This window comes from Streptomyces sp. NPDC059851, assembly GCF_042732005.1.
Taxonomy (GTDB): Bacteria; Actinomycetota; Actinomycetes; order Streptomycetales; family Streptomycetaceae; genus Streptomyces.
The window spans coordinates 1-14,666 of sequence record NZ_JBHWJJ010000177.1; the positions used below are offsets into that span (position 1 = coordinate 1).

Genomic DNA, 14,666 nt, shown 5'->3' on the forward strand with positions numbered 1-14,666 from the left:
GGCTGAGGGTCAGCCGTTCGCCCCGGGCCCGGGCGGTGACCCCCTCCGGGCCCACCGAGACCTCCGAGGCCCGCAGCCCGAGGGGCAGTGCGGGCAGCTCCCACCGCTTCCCGGCGAGGGCCTCGGTGATCAGCGGGTTGGCCGGATCGATGGGGCGCCCGGCCAGGGTGGCCTTGGTCGCCTGGAGCGTGACGGTGTCGTCCTTCAGCTCCAGCCGGGCCGTGACGACCGCCGCAATGCCGAAGGCGCTGCGCTCCACCCTCAGTTGGCCGTCCCCGGCGTCCGACAGCCGCAGGTTCTTGCCCGTCCCGGTGGCGAGTGCATCGAACGGCACGGTGAACCGGGCGTCGACCGCCCCCGCCGTGTAGCCGCCCGGGCCCTGCACGACCTCCTTCAGTTCCACCGCGGCCCTGACCGGCCGCCCGTCGGGCGTCCGGCCGTCCGCCGTGACCCGCACCTCGGGGTGGGTGCCGCGGGCGGCGTCGAGCAGGAAGGGGTAGCCGCCTATCTCCACCTGCGGCGCCGACCGCAGGTCCTGGTGGCGGGCGGCGATCCGGTCGGCGAGCCGGCTCTCGCCGCGCTCGCGGGCGAGGGCGTCCGCCGCGGGCAGGGCGATCGCGAGCGCCGCGAGGGAGGCGAGGGCGATCAGGAGCCGGCGGCGCCGACGCGGGCGGGGGAGCTCGGACGGGGTGGCGGGCATGCGGTTCCTCACGGGGCGGGGTTCGGTTCGGGGGCGGTGGTGTGGGCGGCGGTCCCGGCGGCGGCACCGGCCGGGGCGGCCGGGTGCGGGCCCGCACCGTAGGACCCGCCCTCGCCGTGGCGCTCGCCCTCGATGTCCATGTGGGGCAGGAGGCGGTCGAGCCGGGAGGGAAGCCACCAGTTGCGCGTACCGAGCAGCACCATGCTGGTGGGCACCAGCAGTCCGCGGACGACGGTGGCGTCCAGGGCGACGGCCGTGGCCAGGCCGATCCCGAACATCTTCACCACGGGGTCCTCCGACAGCAGGTAGCTCAGAAACACACTCACCATGATCAGGGCTGCCGAGGTGATGATGCGCCCGGTACCCGCCAGGCCGGAGACCACCGCGCGCCGGTTGTCCCCGTGGCGCAGCCAGTTCTCCCGTACGGCGGTGAGGAGGAACACCTCGTAGTCCATGGAGAGTCCGAACAGGACGGCGAACATCAGCAGGGGCACGTAGCCCGGGATGGGAACGGGCCCCTCAAGGCCGATGGGCCCGGCGCCCCAGCCCCACTGGAACACGGCCGTGAGCACCCCGTACGCGGCACCGACCGACAGCAGGTTCATCACGGCCGCCTTGGCCGCGACGACGGGGGAGCGGAACGCGAGCAGGAGCAGCACTGCGGCGACGGCGACGACGGCGGCGATGATCACGGGCATCCGTTGCGCCAGCCGGTCGTTGAGGTCGGCCTGGGCGGCGGTGGCACCCCCGACGTGGGCCGTCGCCCCGCTGTCCGCGGTGGCCGCGGGCAGGACGGACGCCCGCAGCCGCTCCACGAGTTCGGCGGTGTCCGGGTCGCCGGGCCCCGTGGTGGCAGTGACCTGCCAACGGGCGGTACGGGCGTCCGCGGCGAGCTGCGGCGCGCCGACCGCGGCCACCCCCGGGGTCTGCCCCAGCGTGGTGGTGACGGTGGTGAGGCGTTCGTCGGAGGCGCCGGAGGCGGGCGTGGGCAGGGAGGCGGTCACCTGGAGGGGGCCGTTGACACCGGGGCCGAAGGCGTCCGCCAGCCGCCCGTAGGCGATGCGGCTGTCCGTCCCGGGGGCCTTGTCCCCGGCGTCGAGCTGGCCGAACGTCAACTGCGCCGCGGGGGCCGCCAGTACGGCGATCAGCGCCAGGCCGGCGAGCAGGTGACGCCAGGGACGGCCGGCGACGTAGGCGGCGATCCGGTGCCAGCGCGCACCGGCCGCGGTGTCGGCCGGTGCGCCGGCGGGGTCGCCGGCCGGATCCCCCGTCGGGCCGCCCGCCGCGTCATCGGCGGCGGGGCGGCGCGGGGCGAGCCGCCGGCCGAGCAGCGCGAGCAGCGCCGGCAGCAGGGTGAGCGCGGCCAGGACGGCTACGAGCACGGCGATGCCGGGGGCGAGGGCGAGGGCGTACAGCAGCGGCAGCCCGCCGAGCGCGAGACCGGCCAGGGCGGCCGCCACCGCGCAGCCCGCGAAGGCCGCGGCCTTGCCCGAGGTGGCCGTGGTCCGGGCGGCGGCCTCCACGACGGGGACGCCCGCGCCGAGTAGGTCGCGGAAGCGGGTCAGGCAGAACAGGGTGTAGTCGATGCCCACGCCCAGGCCGATCATGGCGGCGATCGTGGCACCGGAGGACGGCATGTCCATCAGGTGCCCGGCCAGCCCGATCAGGGCCAGCGAGATCACGAGCCCGACCACGCCGACGGCGAGCGGCAGCCCCGCCGCGGTGACCCGGCGCAGTCCGGCGAACAGGATGACGGCGGCCGCAGCCAGGCCGATCAGCTCGCTGTGGCCGGTGGAGCCCTTGTCCGCCGCAGCGGCGAGGTCGCCGCCCGGGGTGACCTCGATCCCCGCGGCCTCCGCCGGGGCAGCCGCGGCCACCACGGCGTCGGTGATCTCCGGGGTGATGTCGCGGCCGGTCACGTCCAACCCGACCGACAGGTACGCGGTGTGGCCGTCCCGGCTCATCGCGGCCCGGCCGGCGGAATCGTACGGGGTGGTGACGGAGACGACGTGGTCGACCTGCGCCACGTCCGCAGCCGCGGCCAGGACCGCCGACTTCAACGCGTCGGAGGTCAGCGGGGCACCGTCGGCCGCGGTGTACAGCACCACGGGCTGGTTTCCCGAGGGCGGGCCGGGGAAGGCCGCGGCCGCGTCGCGGGCCGCCTGGCTGTCGCTGCCGGGGATGGTCACCGCCTCGCTCGTGGCCCTGCCGTGGACCAGGACGGCGGCAGCGAGCGCGAGCAGCACCGCCAGCCAGACGGCGACGACCCGGCCGGGGCGGCCGGCGCAGTTGCGCCCCAGGGCGTGGAACATCGTGCGGATCTTCCTCTCGTTCGACCGTGGGCACCGGGGCGGGCAGCAGCGCCGCCCGGAGGCCCGCAAGCAAGTTGCACTCCGAGTGCATATTTACGCTTGCACTCGGGGTGCAACAATGTCAATCCGAGAAAGGAGGCCGAGGGTGGAGAAGGATCCGGAGCGGGCCGCACCGGCAGCGGCGACGGACGGCAGGACCGAGCGCGGCCGGCAGACCCGCGAGAAGATCGCCGACGCGCTGCTGGCCCTGCTGGACGAGGGTGCGACGGAGTTCCCGGCGGAGAAGGTGGCGGCCTACGCCGGAGTCTCCCGGCGGTCGGTGTTCCACCACTTCGCCGACATGGCGCAACTCGTGGACACCGCGATCACCCGGCGGCTGGAACAGCTGGCCGAGCAGATCAGGCCGTTGCCGACCACCGGCCCGCGGTCGGTCCGCGTGGCCGCGCTCGCCGAGCAGAGGGCCCGGATCCTGGAGTGGATCACGCCCGCCCGCAAGGCCGTGATGCGCATGGACCACCCGTCGCCGCGCATCCAGCAGACGATAGACGAAGCCTTCGCCGACGCCCGGACCCGGCTGGAGGCCGTTCTCGCGCAGGAGCTCGACGCCCTGACGGGGCAGCGCCGCAGCGATCTGGTCGACGGGTTGGACGCGGTCACCACCTGGGGCGCATGGCACCACTGGCGCTCCACGGGCCTGACCCCCGACCAGGCCCGGCACGCGATGGAGGCCACCGTCCTGAACCTGCTCGCCTCGATCGACCGCCAGCCGCAACCGCAACCGCAGCCCCGGCCCCAGCCGCAGCCACAACGGCAGGCCGGGGCCGGGCCCGGGCCGGAGAGCACGCCCGACAGCGGGCCCGACCCCGGCCCACCCGCCTGACGCGGCTCCGACGGCACGAAAAGGGGAAGGGGAAGGGGCGGGCACCCCCCGGGCGCCCGCCCCTGCGGTCATCGCCGTGCGCGTGTCAGGCCTTCGCCGGCTCCGCGCGTGCGGGGCGGGCACCCGCCGCGAGCCGCCCGCTGCGGTCCAGCCCGAACACCGCGCCCCCGCACAGCAGGCCGAGCGCGGCCAGCGCGAGCCACGGCAGCACCGCCATGCCCGCGACCCGCGCCGCGTCGAGCGCCACCCCGGTGAGCAGGTTCCCCAGCGTGATGCCGACCCCGCAGACGGTGTTGTACAGCCCGTAGTGCGTGGCGACGAGGCGGTCGCCGGAGAGCCGGACGAGGGTGTCCATCTCGAACGGATAGGTGATCATCGTGCCGAGGGCGAGCAGCACCGCGGCCAGCATCGGAGGCACGACGGCCGTGAGCCACCGCCACCCCCCGCCGTCCGGGAGCGGTACGACCGCCGCGAGCAGCAGCGGGACGAAGGCAGCGCCCATGGTGAGCAGACCCCAGGTCAGCGCCCGCCCGGGCGCCATCCGCGCCGTGCACCACGCGGTGACCCGGGTCTGGAACAGGATGGTGCCCAGCCCGGACACGGCGAACAGCGCGGCCGTCGCGGCGGTGCCGTAGGCGCCGTCGCCGCCCAGCCGCCGTACTTCCAGCGGGAGCGCCAGGTACACCTGGTACGACAGCACGTACGAGCCGGTCATCACGGTGGAGAACAGCAGGAACGGCCGGTTGCTGAGGATCCCCCGCCACTGCGCGAGCACCTTCTCCCGTGCCCCGCCCGGTGCCCCCGGCTCGGCCCCGTCCGCCCGCCGCGCGGGCAGGCTGCGGATCTGGACCGCGCTCAGCACGGCGAACACGGCCGCCGCGACCAGGCAGGTGATGCGGAAGTCCACCCCGGTGAGCACCATGCCCACCAGCGGGCCGAGCAGGATGCCCGCCTGGTAGAACACGTTGAACAGGGCGAACGCCTCCACCCTCCGCTCCCCTGCGTCCACGGCGAGATAGGCGCGTACCGCCGGGTTGAACAGTGCCCCCGCGAGCCCGGTGGCCGCGGACGCGGCGAGCAGCGCCGGCAGCGAGTCGACCAGGCCCAGCGTGGCGAAACCGGCCGTGCGCAGCAGGCAGCCGGCGACGATCAGCGGTTTGTAGCCCAGCCGGTCGGCCAGGGTGCCGCCGACCAGGAACATGCCCTGCTGGCTGAAGTTGCGGACCCCCAGGACGAGTCCGACGGCCCAGCCGGCCAGCCCCAGCGACCCGGACAGGTGGGTGGCGAGGTACGGCATGAGCATGTAGAAGCCGAGGTTGATGGTGAGCTGGTTCACCATCAGCAGCTGGACGCTCCTCTCGTACGAGCGCACCTGTGCCCATGTGCCCTTCACCGGCCCGGAACCTCCGCGCCCGGCGCCGCCGGGTCGCCGGCCGCCGTCATCGGGTCGACCACGGTCGCGCAGCGGGTCCAGCGGGTGACCTCCTTCTCGTCGGCCCCGCCGATGACCTCCGGCTCGGCCGCGGGCGGGCCGTCGAGGAGGCCGTGGGCGGCGCAGTAGTCGTCGTCGTACACCGTCCCCAGGTACCGCTGGGGCCCGTCGGGGAAGACCGCGGCGATCCGGGTGTCCGCCGGACGGGTGCGGGCGAGCCAGCCGGCGACCAGGGCGACGGCGCCGACGCTCCAACCGCCCGTGGCGTAGTGGGAGGACGCGAGCTGCCGGCAGGCCCACACCGCCTCGGCCGGCGCCACCCAGTGGACCTCGCCGAAGTTCCCGTAGGCGACGTTGCGGGGGTAGATGCTCGATCCCAGGCCGCGCATGAGCCGCGGCCGCGCGGGCTGCCCGAAGATCGTCGAGCCGATGGTGTCCACCCCGACGAGCTCCAGTTGGGGGTACAGCTGCCGCAGGACCCGGGACACGCCTGCGGAGTGCCCGCCGGTGCCGACGCTGCACACGAGGACGTCGACGTGCCCGAGTTCGGCGGCGAGTTCCAGGGCGAGCGGGGTGTAAGCGGTGGTGTTGTCCGGGTTGTTGTACTGGTCGGGGCACCAGGATCCGGGGTGCCGGTCCATCAACTGGCGGACGCGGTCGCGCCGGGCTTCCTGCCAGCCGCCGGTCGGGTGCGGCTCGGAAACGACGTTGACCCGGGCGCCGTACGCGGTGAGCAGCTTCGTCATGGACGATTCCAGGCCCGGATCGGTGACCAGGGTGACCGGGTGCCCGTACACCAGGCCGGCCAGGGCCAGGCCGAGGCCCAGGGTGCCGCTGGTGGACTCGATGATGCGGGCGCCCGGCCGGAGTTCGCCGCGGGCGCGGGCCCGCTCGACCATGTGCAGGCCGGGGCGGTCCTTGATGCCGCCCGGGTTGAAGCCCTCCAGCTTGGCCCAGAAGCCGCGGCCCTCCGGGGCGAACGGCTCCGACACGTGCAGGAGCGGGGTGTTGCCGACGAGCCCGGACAGGGCGGCGCGGTGGAGGCCGGCCGGGGCGGGCGTGGGGGAGGTAGGGGAGGTGGGGGAGGTGGTGCGGGTGGACGGAGAGGACATTTCCTGGGCTCTCATTCGTTGGACGGCTGTTTCCGTACGGGACGGGAGCAGGCGGCCGCGCGGAAAGGGGCGGGGCCGCGCGAACGAGTCCTAAATGCGCCAGCAGCAGATGTTCGTACGGGTCGTCCGGCCTTCCCGGGCCCTGACGGGAAATGCCGAGGGGTGGCGTTGCCCGCGCACGGGGAGGTGCGGGGAGCGGAAGCCGAGGAGCACCGCGAGGAGGACCGGGAAAGCGGCGACGCGGGGCGTCGACATTTCCTGGAACGGGAGGGCCGGGTAATTCGGGGTACAGGATTCGCCGGGGTGGGGAAAACCTTCGGAATCCGCGGAATCCGCGGTGAACGGATGGTGGGAGGTCGCGTGGGCGTGCGGATGGGACGCGGCGGAACGGGCCTCCGCGGACGCGGACGCGGACGCGGGGCCGTGGCGGGTGGCGTCCCTGTGGTGCGGGCAGCCGATCGCCGCGGCGGCGAAGGCGACCAGCAGCAGGGCGGCGAGCAGGCACCGCACCCGGGATGCGGGAGCGGGGCGGGGGTGAGTGCGGTTGCGGGGGGTGCGAGGGGTGCGGGGGGTGCGGGCGTGGAACGACACGGTTCCTCCGGGGAGCCGGCCGGCGGCGGGGGGCCGCGCCGAGGGCGCGCGGGCGCTTCGGTCAACCGCGCGGACCTGCGGGCGGGACGGGGCGCGAGCCGGTGCGGCCCGGGGGAGGGAACGCCGGATGCGCCTTCATGGGCCGGCCGGGGAATTACGGAGATCCACGGGGCCCGTCGACCGTCAGGTGCGCCGGTGGCCTAGATGCGCAGCACTCCCGAAGGAGGACCGGCCGCCGCGCCGTGCGTCTGCGGGGCTCCACCAGGTGCGGGCAGCCGTCCGCCGTCCGGGCACGAGGTCGCGCCGGGCTCGTCGGCCCGCGGGCAGGGCGCCGGAACGGCCGCCTGGTCCGGCTGCCCCGGCAGGCAGTGTTCGCCCGGGTGCGGGGCGCTTTGCGTACCGTGCGCGCATTCCTGCTGGGGAGTGCGGACCGCGGGAGCGGCGGAAAGGGGATTCGCCTCGTGGATGAGCCGATAGGGCGATGCGTTCGCGGCGGGAGCGGCGGAGGAATGGTGCACGGAGAGGGCGTCACCGCTGCCGTGCGCGTACAGGAATCCGAGGAACAGCAGCACCAGCCACAAAGGCGCCGACGGAATCCGGTACCGCCGGATCCGCGGCACACCGCATGATGACCGGGCCGTGACCATGCCGTAATCCTAACCACGGTCGGGCGGCGGAAGGCAAAGGGCGTCCACGATATGGCGAGAAAGGATCCACTGGGCAAGGGGCGTGCGGGGCGGTGGCGTTGGGGCCGGACGAGGTGGTCGGCCATGGCAGCAGCCGATGCCGTCGCCGGCGGCGGCCGTAGCGGTCGACGGGCCGGCCGCGGCCTGCGACGCACACGGAACCGCCGGGCGACAGCAGGGCGCACGGCCCCGGCTGTGGTCCGGCCGGCGAAGCAGGTGCCCCTCCGGAGGCCGATCCGCAGGAGCCGAACGCGGAGACCGTGGCGCCCGCGGGCAGGAGCCCCACCCCAGGGCGGCGGCTCCCCGCGGGCCTCGCGGCGCCCCGCAGCGGCGGGGTGGGCGTCCGGAGCGGTCGGGCGAGACGGCTGCCCGTGCCGGCCTCCGGGACCGGAACGGGGGGCCGTGCCTCAGTCCGGCACCGGCAGTACGGCACCGGCATCCCGCACCCGCCGGGCACCGGCCCCAGGACCCGCGGCCATGCGGATCGGGCGGTTCGGAGTGCGCCGTGGCGCCCCCGTACGCCACCGTGGACCGACCGGAAACCCCGGCCCCCGTGTGGAGGAGAGAGCCGTCATGAACTGGACCCTCGAAGTCGTCCTCGTCCCCGTGACCGACCTGGACCGGGCGAAGGCGTTCTACGCCGAACGGGTGGGCTTCAAGGTCGACCTCGACTCCGAGGTCGCCCCCGGCCTGCGGATCGTCCAGCTGACCCCGCCCGGCTCCCGCTGCTCGATCGCACTGCAGGAGGGCCTGCCGGCCGTCCCCGGAACGAAGGAGATGGCCCCGGGAACCCTCCACGGAGTGCAGCTGTGCGTCACCGACATCGAGGCCGCCCGCGCCGAACTCGTCGGCCGTGGCGTGGACGTCTCGCCGGTCCGTCACGTCGGCGCCGCGGGCTGGGAGGACGGGAAGGGCGAGACCTGGAACTCGTTCATGACCTTCACGGACCCGGACGGCAACGGATGGGTGGTCCAGGAGGCCCCGTCCGAGCTGTCGGAGCGTTGACCGCCGGGCCGCCTGCGGCCCGGCGTCCGGCGGGCACGTACGCCGTCCGGGCACCGGGCTCCGGCGGCCGCCGCGTGGCGATCACCCCCGGGTCGGCTTTACATGGTCGTGCGGGGACGTGCCCGGACGGTGCACGGTCCACGACGCTCCGGGTCGGGGAGTTCCCTCCCGCTCGGGAAGTCTTTGCGGTGCGCCCGTCGTGGGCAGCCCGCAGCCCCGCGACCCCACGTCCACGAACGCCTCAGGCGTGCCCACCCAGGGAGCCCCCATGGCCAATGACCCGCACACTCCTGTCTCCAACCAGCCCGAGGAAGTGACCACCGCCGTTCCGGAACAGCCGGTCTTCGAAGGACCGTCGGAGGGGGTGCAGGGAAGCCCGACGCCCTTCACGTCCGACGGACTGGAACAGGTGAACGGCCACGCGCGCAGCGCGCCGGAATCCGTGCCCAGCGAGGCGTGGCGGGCGCCGGCCGCCATACTGCCCGACATCGGCGTGGCCTCCTTCGGCCCACCGGACATGCTGGAGACGGTGCACCTCCCGGACGACCGTGTCCAGATCATGGACACCACGAGCTACCCGTGGCGGGCGCACGCATCACTGCTGATCACCGCCGCCGACAACTCCCAGTGGATCGGTACGGCCTGGTTCATCGGCCCGCACACGCTGGCGACCGCCGGCCACTGCGTGTTCATCAAGAACAGCGGCGTCCCGGGCCGCGACGGTTGGGTGAAGAGCATCCAGGTCATGCCCGGCCGCAACGGTACGACGCTGCCCTTCGGCGCGGTCACGAGCACCAGTTTCCGCACCGTCACCGGCTGGACCCAGAGCGGCGACGAGAACTTCGACTACGGCGCCATCATCATCCCCACCGAACTCGGCGCCACCACCGGCTGGTTCGGGTTCGGCGCCTGGCCGGACGCCGACCTGCTCAAGACCTCCGTCAACATCTCCGGATACCCGGGGGACAAGCCCCCGGGAACCCAGTGGTACGACGGCCGGGGCGTCAGCTCGGTCAACCCCCTGAAGGTGTTCTACGACATCGACACCGCCGGCGGCCAGAGCGGCAGCGCGGTCTACCGCATCCACAACGGCGGCCGGTACGGCATCGCCGTGCACGCCTACGGCGGTGTGACGACCAACTCCGGAACCCGGATCACCCGGCCCGTCTACAACAACCTGGTGCAGTGGAAGGCATGACCGGACGGCGTCCCGCCCGGCTGCCGGACCGCCGGGCGGTGTGAGCGGTGCCCCCGACCGGCGGCGCCGGCCCGCACCTGATCGGCGGCGTGGTGGTCGACACGGACGGCAGTCCGGTGCCGGGCGTGGCCGTCTACCTCACGGGCGGGCCCGGCCCCTTCCCCGATGTCGCCGCCCTGACCGGCGCCGACGGCCGGTTCTCCTTCTCGGTCTCGACCGAGGGCATGTACACGGTGCAGTGCCGGGCACCGGACGGGAGGAGCGCCCAGGCAGCGGCCGCGGTCGGCACCGGGGGAGCCGCCACCGTCGTGCTCCGGCTCGGCTGAAGCCGTGCCGGCGCCGGGGTGCCGAGTGATGGTCGGGCCCGGGCGGACAGCCCGGGCCCGACCCGCTACGCCGACGGAGCCGCCTCCGGGATGGAGCTGCGGCCGGGCTCGGCTGCTGGTGGCCGTTCGCCGACGCCCTGCTGTACCCCGCCGCGTCCGCCTGGCGGCCGGACCGGTTCCGCGGGGCCGCCGAGGAACTGCTCACCGCTGACGGCGTCCCCTACGGCCCGCCGTGCCGCCCCAGCCGCTCGACGCCGTGCGGAGAGGTGTGTCGTGAGGGCGCACCGCCTCCCGACAGGGCAGTACGGCTAGCCGTTGTGCGTCTCGAACCTGACGACGGCGTCTGCTTCGCCCTGCCAGTCGACCGCGATGTCCACCGAATCGATCCGCCCGTACGAGGGCGGCACTATGGACAAGCGGAGGGGGTCTTCCTGCAGCCTGGGAGAGGAGCCCCGGTGCGAGGGAAGGGAGGCGAGCCAGTCGCGGACATCGGACCGGGGCATGCGGAACGATCCGGCCCATGCGGTTGCGAAGATGCTGCTGTCGATCTCCGTGCAGGCTTCGTCGTCCACACGGGCCGGGAGTCGCCAGCCGATGCCCTTCATGGCCTTCGCGCAGGCGGCCGGGCGCGTCTCGCGCGTCTCGGGCCGGGTGAACGCGTAGAGGAACGCCAGCGGCGGCCCGATCACCAGGAGTACGGCCAGGGCGATGAGCCACTTCACCCACCGGCGCATCGGCCGGGCCTGCGGTGGTTGGTGCCGGGCCTGGCGCACCGCCGCTTCCATGTGCTGCCCGACGTTCGCCATTCCCCCACCGGTCCTTCATTCGATTTGAATGTGTTCAATATTCTTGCACGGATGCGGACCGCACCCCGGGCCGGCCCGGGCGCCCCGCCGCGGACCCGGGGCTTCCGGCGGTCGTGCGGCTGCTCGTACCCCTGCGGGGCGGAGCGCCCCCGACGTGATGGGGAGCTCGTCCGGGCCGTCGAGGATCCGTACCGCCCGCCCCGTACGGAACAGGGCGGGCAGCGGGGTATGTCCGGCCCGAGCCCCGCGGCGCCGTGGACCTGGATGGCGGCGGCCACCTGCCGGAGCATCCGGGCCGCCGCGATCTTGGCCAGGCCCACCTCGGTGTGCGCGTCGTGCTTCCTGTCGAGGGGCGCGACCGCCTCGTACACGAGGGGCGGGTGGTGGGCGGGGGGAGAAGGGTGCCGAAGACGTGCTGCTGGACGAGCTGGTGGCCGGCGAGGGGTCCGCGACCCGGTCCGCTCGGGGGAAGCGGCCGGCGGCCGGCTTCTGCGGGAGCCGGGCGCAGGCCCGGCGCCGCCGGGCCCACTCGGCGGGTGACCGGGCGTTGCGGTCGCCGACCGGGACCTTTCCGGCGGCGGGCCGGTGGGTCCGAGGACGGCACGCAGCAACAGCGTGGTCGCGCCGGAAGACCCGTTCGTCCCGGTCAGTGCCAGCCGCTCGCCTGCCGCGATCTCCAGTTCCGCGCCGACGACGGCGTCGACCCCGCCGTGCCGGCAGCAGACCCCGTGCATCCGTACGTCCATGCCGCCCGTTCTCCGCCCACCTGCCGCGGTGCGTGCAGGAGTGGGACCGGATCGGACGGTTCCCGCCTGCCGGTAGCCGGCCGGAGGGGGCGTCGGGCTCCCGCGGATCTGAAGGGATCCGGTCAGGGGCGGCGGGCGGGGCGCCTCACCAGCCGAAGCGGCGGTCCACCACGGCGGAGAACTCCTCGAAGGTCAGGACGCGGTCGCCGTTCTGGTCGGCCGCGTCGAAGAGGGCCGAGGACTCGGCGTCGTCCCCCACCCCCCAGAAGGGGATCACTCCGTGTGCGGCGAGGGTCGGGCCCTTGGCCCGGAGGGCCTCGATGACCTCGGCACGCGTCAGGGTGCCGTCCTGGTCGAGATCGAGCGCGTCGAAGAGCTTGCGCGCCTTTTCGCTCATCACCATGTCCTGCTTCCGTGGGGCTGTACGCGTCGGGTCGGCCGGCGCGTCCTGTGCAGAGGGACGCAGGGGCCGACCGCCGGGTTGCGCCCGGCTGCCCGTGCCCGCTTTGCGGCCGACACGAACGCCGATGGGGGCGTACCCGCCGTTCCGGCAGGTACGCCCCCGTGCGGGGAGCGGGCGGGGGAGGACCCGCTCAAGGGTTGATCAGGACTGGCCCGCGGTCTTCGGGCTCTTGTCGGCGGCCGCCGCCCGCGCCGCGATCTGCGGGTTGCGGGACTTCAGCACGGCCCAGCCGATCGCCAGGCAGACCGCCCAGCCGGCACCCACGTACAGGGAGATGCGGCTGTCGGGGTCGATGGCGATCAACGCGGTGACCAGCAGCAGGAACGCGACGGCGATCCAGCTGCACACCGTGCCGCCGGGAGCCGGGAAGGAGGAGGCGGGCAGCTTGCCCGCGACCACCGCGCGGCGGTACAGGATGTGGCTGACCAGGATCATCAGCCAGGTCCAGATGCCGGCCGCGGTCGCGACCGAGGTGACGTACCCGAAGGCCTTCTCCGGAACGACGTAGTTGAGTACCACGCCGATGCCCATGAGGGCGGCGGAGAGGGTGATGGCGATCGCCGGGGTCTTGGTGGAGCTCAGCTTGCCGAGCAGCTTGGGCGCCTCGGAATTGGCGGACAGGTCGCGCAGCATACGGCCGGTGGAGTACATGCCGGAGTTGCAGGACGACAGGGCCGCGGTGAGGACCACGAAGTTGACGATGGCCGCGCCGGCCGGGATGCCGATCTTGGCGAAGGCAGCCACGAAGGGGCTGACGCCCGGCTGGAACTCGGTCCACTTGACGACCATCAGGATCACGCTGAGGGCACCGACGTAGAAGACGATGATGCGCCACGGCAGGGTGTTGATGGCCTTGGGGAGGGTCTTCTCCGGGTTCTCCGACTCGCCCGCGGTGACACCGACGAGCTCGACGGCCAGGTACGCGAACATGACGCCCTGCAGGGTCATCAGGCTGGAGCCGATGCCCTTCGGGAAGATGCCGTCGAAGGCCCACAGGTTCGACACGGCTGCGGTGTCACCGGCGGCGCTGAAGCCGAAGGTCACGACACCGATACCGATCACGATCATGCCGATGAGGGCGGTGACCTTGACCATCGAGAACCAGAACTCGATCTCGCCGAAGATCTTCACCGAGATGAGGTTGGCGACGTAGAGGACCACCAGGAACACCAGGGCCGTCACCCACTGGGGGATGGCCGGGAACCAGTAGTGCATGTAGATCGCCGCGGCGGTCAGCTCGGCCATGCCGGTGACCACCCACATGAGCCAGTACGTCCAACCGGTCACGAAACCGAAGAACGGACCGAGGAACTCGCGGGCGTATTCCGCGAAGGAACCCGAAACGGGCCGGTACAGGAGCAGCTCGCCGAGTGCCCGCATGATGAAGAAGACGATCACGCCGGCGAGGGCGTACATCAGGATGAGGCTGGGCCCGGCCTTCGCGATGTTCGCGCCCGCGCCCAGGAAGAGGCCGACGCCGATGGCGCCGCCGATGGCGATCATCTGGACCTGGCGGCTGCCGAGCCCGCGCTCGTAGCCCTCCTCGGGCGTGCTGCCCGCAGTCGTGTCGTCGCCGTGGTGCTGTTCGACCTGCGTCGAGGTCATGCTGTGGTGCGCCTTTCCGCTCCATGCCGATCCGCGCCGCGCTCGGCTGCGAATCGGGTTCCGATCCCCCGGATGCTGATGGAGTTGCTGCCGGCGGTGGCCGGCTCCAGCGCCCCTGCCTGGACGTGGGTGGTGTCCGGCAGGCGGTCGTGAAGGTGTACCACGCCTGGCGACGGGGGACCGTGGCGTACATCACCGGCATAACGGGCATTCGCCTGTGACCTGGCCGAAAGACCCGTGGTCGGTGACTCGATCGTTATCCGGATCTGAGCCTCCGCTGAGCGAACGCCGATTGCCATGAAGGCAATGTGTGCCACTGTCGGTGCGTCCGTAATGCCCGCCGGGCACGCAGCGTGACGGTGGAGGTCTGCGGTCCTTCTCGGCTCGCCGCTGTGGGGCCGCCGGCCCGCCGCGCACGGTGGGGGAGTGATGTGAACGCGCCGACATCCGACCCCAGTTGACAGGGGTGGTGGTCCTGGTGAAGATCACTTCCCGCACCCGTGCCGACTTCCGGCGCCGCGACCCTCGCCAGCCAACCGCATGGTTACGGTCCGTGTCCGTGTCGGCAGGGCCGAAGGCGCCCGAGATCCGGCCGCAGACCGGATCCCACCCCCGACCACGGTGGCGCAGCAACGCGGGGACGCGGCTGCGCCACCGTGCGGCGGGGCGGCGGGGGCCGGCCCCCCCCCCCCCCCGCCGGGCGGGGCCCCGCGCGGGGGCCCACGACCGGGCGGGGCGATCCGGCGATCTCGCGCAGCAGTGCGAGGAAGTCGGCCGGGTCGAAGGGGTTCTTCAGGTCGGCCC

Annotated in this window: 12 protein-coding genes and 1 pseudogene; 4 read left to right on the forward strand and 9 right to left on the reverse strand. The window is 73.5% G+C overall.

The features are described from left to right. Positions 1–700: DUF2993 domain-containing protein (locus ACFV7Q_RS35260; protein ID WP_385435006.1), on the reverse strand; the 700-nt coding region annotated here is incomplete at its 3' end. Between the two features lie 8 nt (positions 701–708). Continuing rightward, positions 709–3,012, reverse strand: a complete 2,304-nt coding sequence (locus ACFV7Q_RS35265) for an MMPL family transporter (RefSeq protein WP_385435007.1) — start codon at positions 3,010–3,012, stop codon at positions 709–711. A gap of 145 nt (positions 3,013–3,157) precedes the next feature. On the opposite strand from ACFV7Q_RS35265, the gene ACFV7Q_RS35270 reads away from it, so the two are divergent. Beyond that, positions 3,158–3,892 carry a TetR/AcrR family transcriptional regulator gene (locus tag ACFV7Q_RS35270; RefSeq protein WP_385435008.1) on the forward strand — a complete coding sequence of 245 codons (735 nt, stop codon included), beginning with the start codon at positions 3,158–3,160 and terminating at the stop codon, positions 3,890–3,892. Positions 3,893–3,977: 85 nt separating this feature from the next. Here ACFV7Q_RS35270 and ACFV7Q_RS35275 read toward each other — a convergent pair whose 3' ends face one another. The 3 genes from ACFV7Q_RS35275 to ACFV7Q_RS35285 form a co-directional block, all read right to left on the reverse strand. Further along, a complete protein-coding gene (locus ACFV7Q_RS35275) occupies positions 3,978–5,285 on the reverse strand; it encodes an MFS transporter (protein WP_385435009.1) in 1,308 nt (435 codons plus the stop codon). Beyond that, positions 5,282–6,436: a PLP-dependent cysteine synthase family protein gene (locus ACFV7Q_RS35280; protein ID WP_385435010.1), complete on the reverse strand. Its 1,155-nt coding sequence runs from the start codon at positions 6,434–6,436 to the stop codon at positions 5,282–5,284. The genes ACFV7Q_RS35275 and ACFV7Q_RS35280 overlap by 4 nt, the downstream gene beginning before the upstream one ends. Before the next feature lie 90 nt (positions 6,437–6,526). Next, on the reverse strand, positions 6,527–7,027 hold the full coding sequence (locus ACFV7Q_RS35285) for a hypothetical protein (protein WP_385435011.1): 501 nt from the start codon (positions 7,025–7,027) through the stop codon (positions 6,527–6,529). Positions 7,028–8,286: 1,259 nt separating this feature from the next. Between ACFV7Q_RS35285 and ACFV7Q_RS35290 the strand changes: the two genes are divergently transcribed. The 3 genes from ACFV7Q_RS35290 (at position 8,287) to ACFV7Q_RS35300 (ending at position 10,242) form a co-directional block, all read left to right on the forward strand. Beyond that, positions 8,287–8,718 carry a VOC family protein gene (locus tag ACFV7Q_RS35290; RefSeq protein WP_385435012.1) on the forward strand — a complete coding sequence of 144 codons (432 nt, stop codon included), beginning with the start codon at positions 8,287–8,289 and terminating at the stop codon, positions 8,716–8,718. A 268-nt stretch (positions 8,719–8,986) separates the two neighbouring features. Beyond that, complete coding sequence (locus tag ACFV7Q_RS35295; RefSeq protein ID WP_385435013.1) at positions 8,987–9,916, forward strand: trypsin-like serine peptidase; 930 nt, start codon at positions 8,987–8,989, stop codon at positions 9,914–9,916. Between the two features lie 47 nt (positions 9,917–9,963). After that, complete coding sequence (locus ACFV7Q_RS35300) at positions 9,964–10,242, forward strand: carboxypeptidase-like regulatory domain-containing protein (RefSeq protein ID WP_385435014.1); 279 nt, start codon at positions 9,964–9,966, stop codon at positions 10,240–10,242. Between the two features lie 308 nt (positions 10,243–10,550). Here ACFV7Q_RS35300 and ACFV7Q_RS35305 read toward each other — a convergent pair whose 3' ends face one another. The 4 genes and pseudogenes from ACFV7Q_RS35305 to ACFV7Q_RS35320 all read right to left on the reverse strand — a co-directional run bounded on the left by ACFV7Q_RS35305 (position 10,551) and on the right by ACFV7Q_RS35320 (position 13,862). Beyond that, a complete protein-coding gene (locus ACFV7Q_RS35305) occupies positions 10,551–11,048 on the reverse strand; it encodes a hypothetical protein (protein WP_385435015.1) in 498 nt (165 codons plus the stop codon). Between the two features lie 15 nt (positions 11,049–11,063). Continuing rightward, a pseudogene (locus tag ACFV7Q_RS35310) lies at positions 11,064–11,499 on the reverse strand (acyl-CoA dehydrogenase family protein); the annotation flags it as partial. Between the two features lie 440 nt (positions 11,500–11,939). Then, positions 11,940–12,191, reverse strand: coding sequence for an EF-hand domain-containing protein (locus ACFV7Q_RS35315; RefSeq protein ID WP_385435017.1), 252 nt, complete (start codon positions 12,189–12,191; stop codon positions 11,940–11,942). Positions 12,192–12,398: 207 nt separating this feature from the next. Further along, a complete protein-coding gene (locus ACFV7Q_RS35320) occupies positions 12,399–13,862 on the reverse strand; it encodes an amino acid permease (RefSeq protein WP_385435016.1) in 1,464 nt (487 codons plus the stop codon). Positions 13,863–14,666 lie beyond the last annotated feature (804 nt).

What these genes read in the sequence shown, in the direction of transcription:
- ACFV7Q_RS35320 (WP_385435016.1), bottom strand. Translation starts at nt 13,862, where the DNA reads ATGACCTCGACGCAGGTCGAACAGCACCACGGCGACGACACGACTGCG.
- ACFV7Q_RS35265 (WP_385435007.1), bottom strand. Translation starts at nt 3,012, where the DNA reads ATGTTCCACGCCCTGGGGCGCAACTGCGCCGGCCGCCCCGGCCGGGTC.
- ACFV7Q_RS35280 (WP_385435010.1), bottom strand. Translation starts at nt 6,436, where the DNA reads ATGTCCTCTCCGTCCACCCGCACCACCTCCCCCACCTCCCCTACCTCC.
- ACFV7Q_RS35295 (WP_385435013.1), top strand. Translation starts at nt 8,987, where the DNA reads ATGGCCAATGACCCGCACACTCCTGTCTCCAACCAGCCCGAGGAAGTG.
- ACFV7Q_RS35305 (WP_385435015.1), bottom strand. Translation starts at nt 11,048, where the DNA reads ATGGCGAACGTCGGGCAGCACATGGAAGCGGCGGTGCGCCAGGCCCGG.
- ACFV7Q_RS35315 (WP_385435017.1), bottom strand. Translation starts at nt 12,191, where the DNA reads ATGAGCGAAAAGGCGCGCAAGCTCTTCGACGCGCTCGATCTCGACCAG.
- ACFV7Q_RS35290 (WP_385435012.1), top strand. Translation starts at nt 8,287, where the DNA reads ATGAACTGGACCCTCGAAGTCGTCCTCGTCCCCGTGACCGACCTGGAC.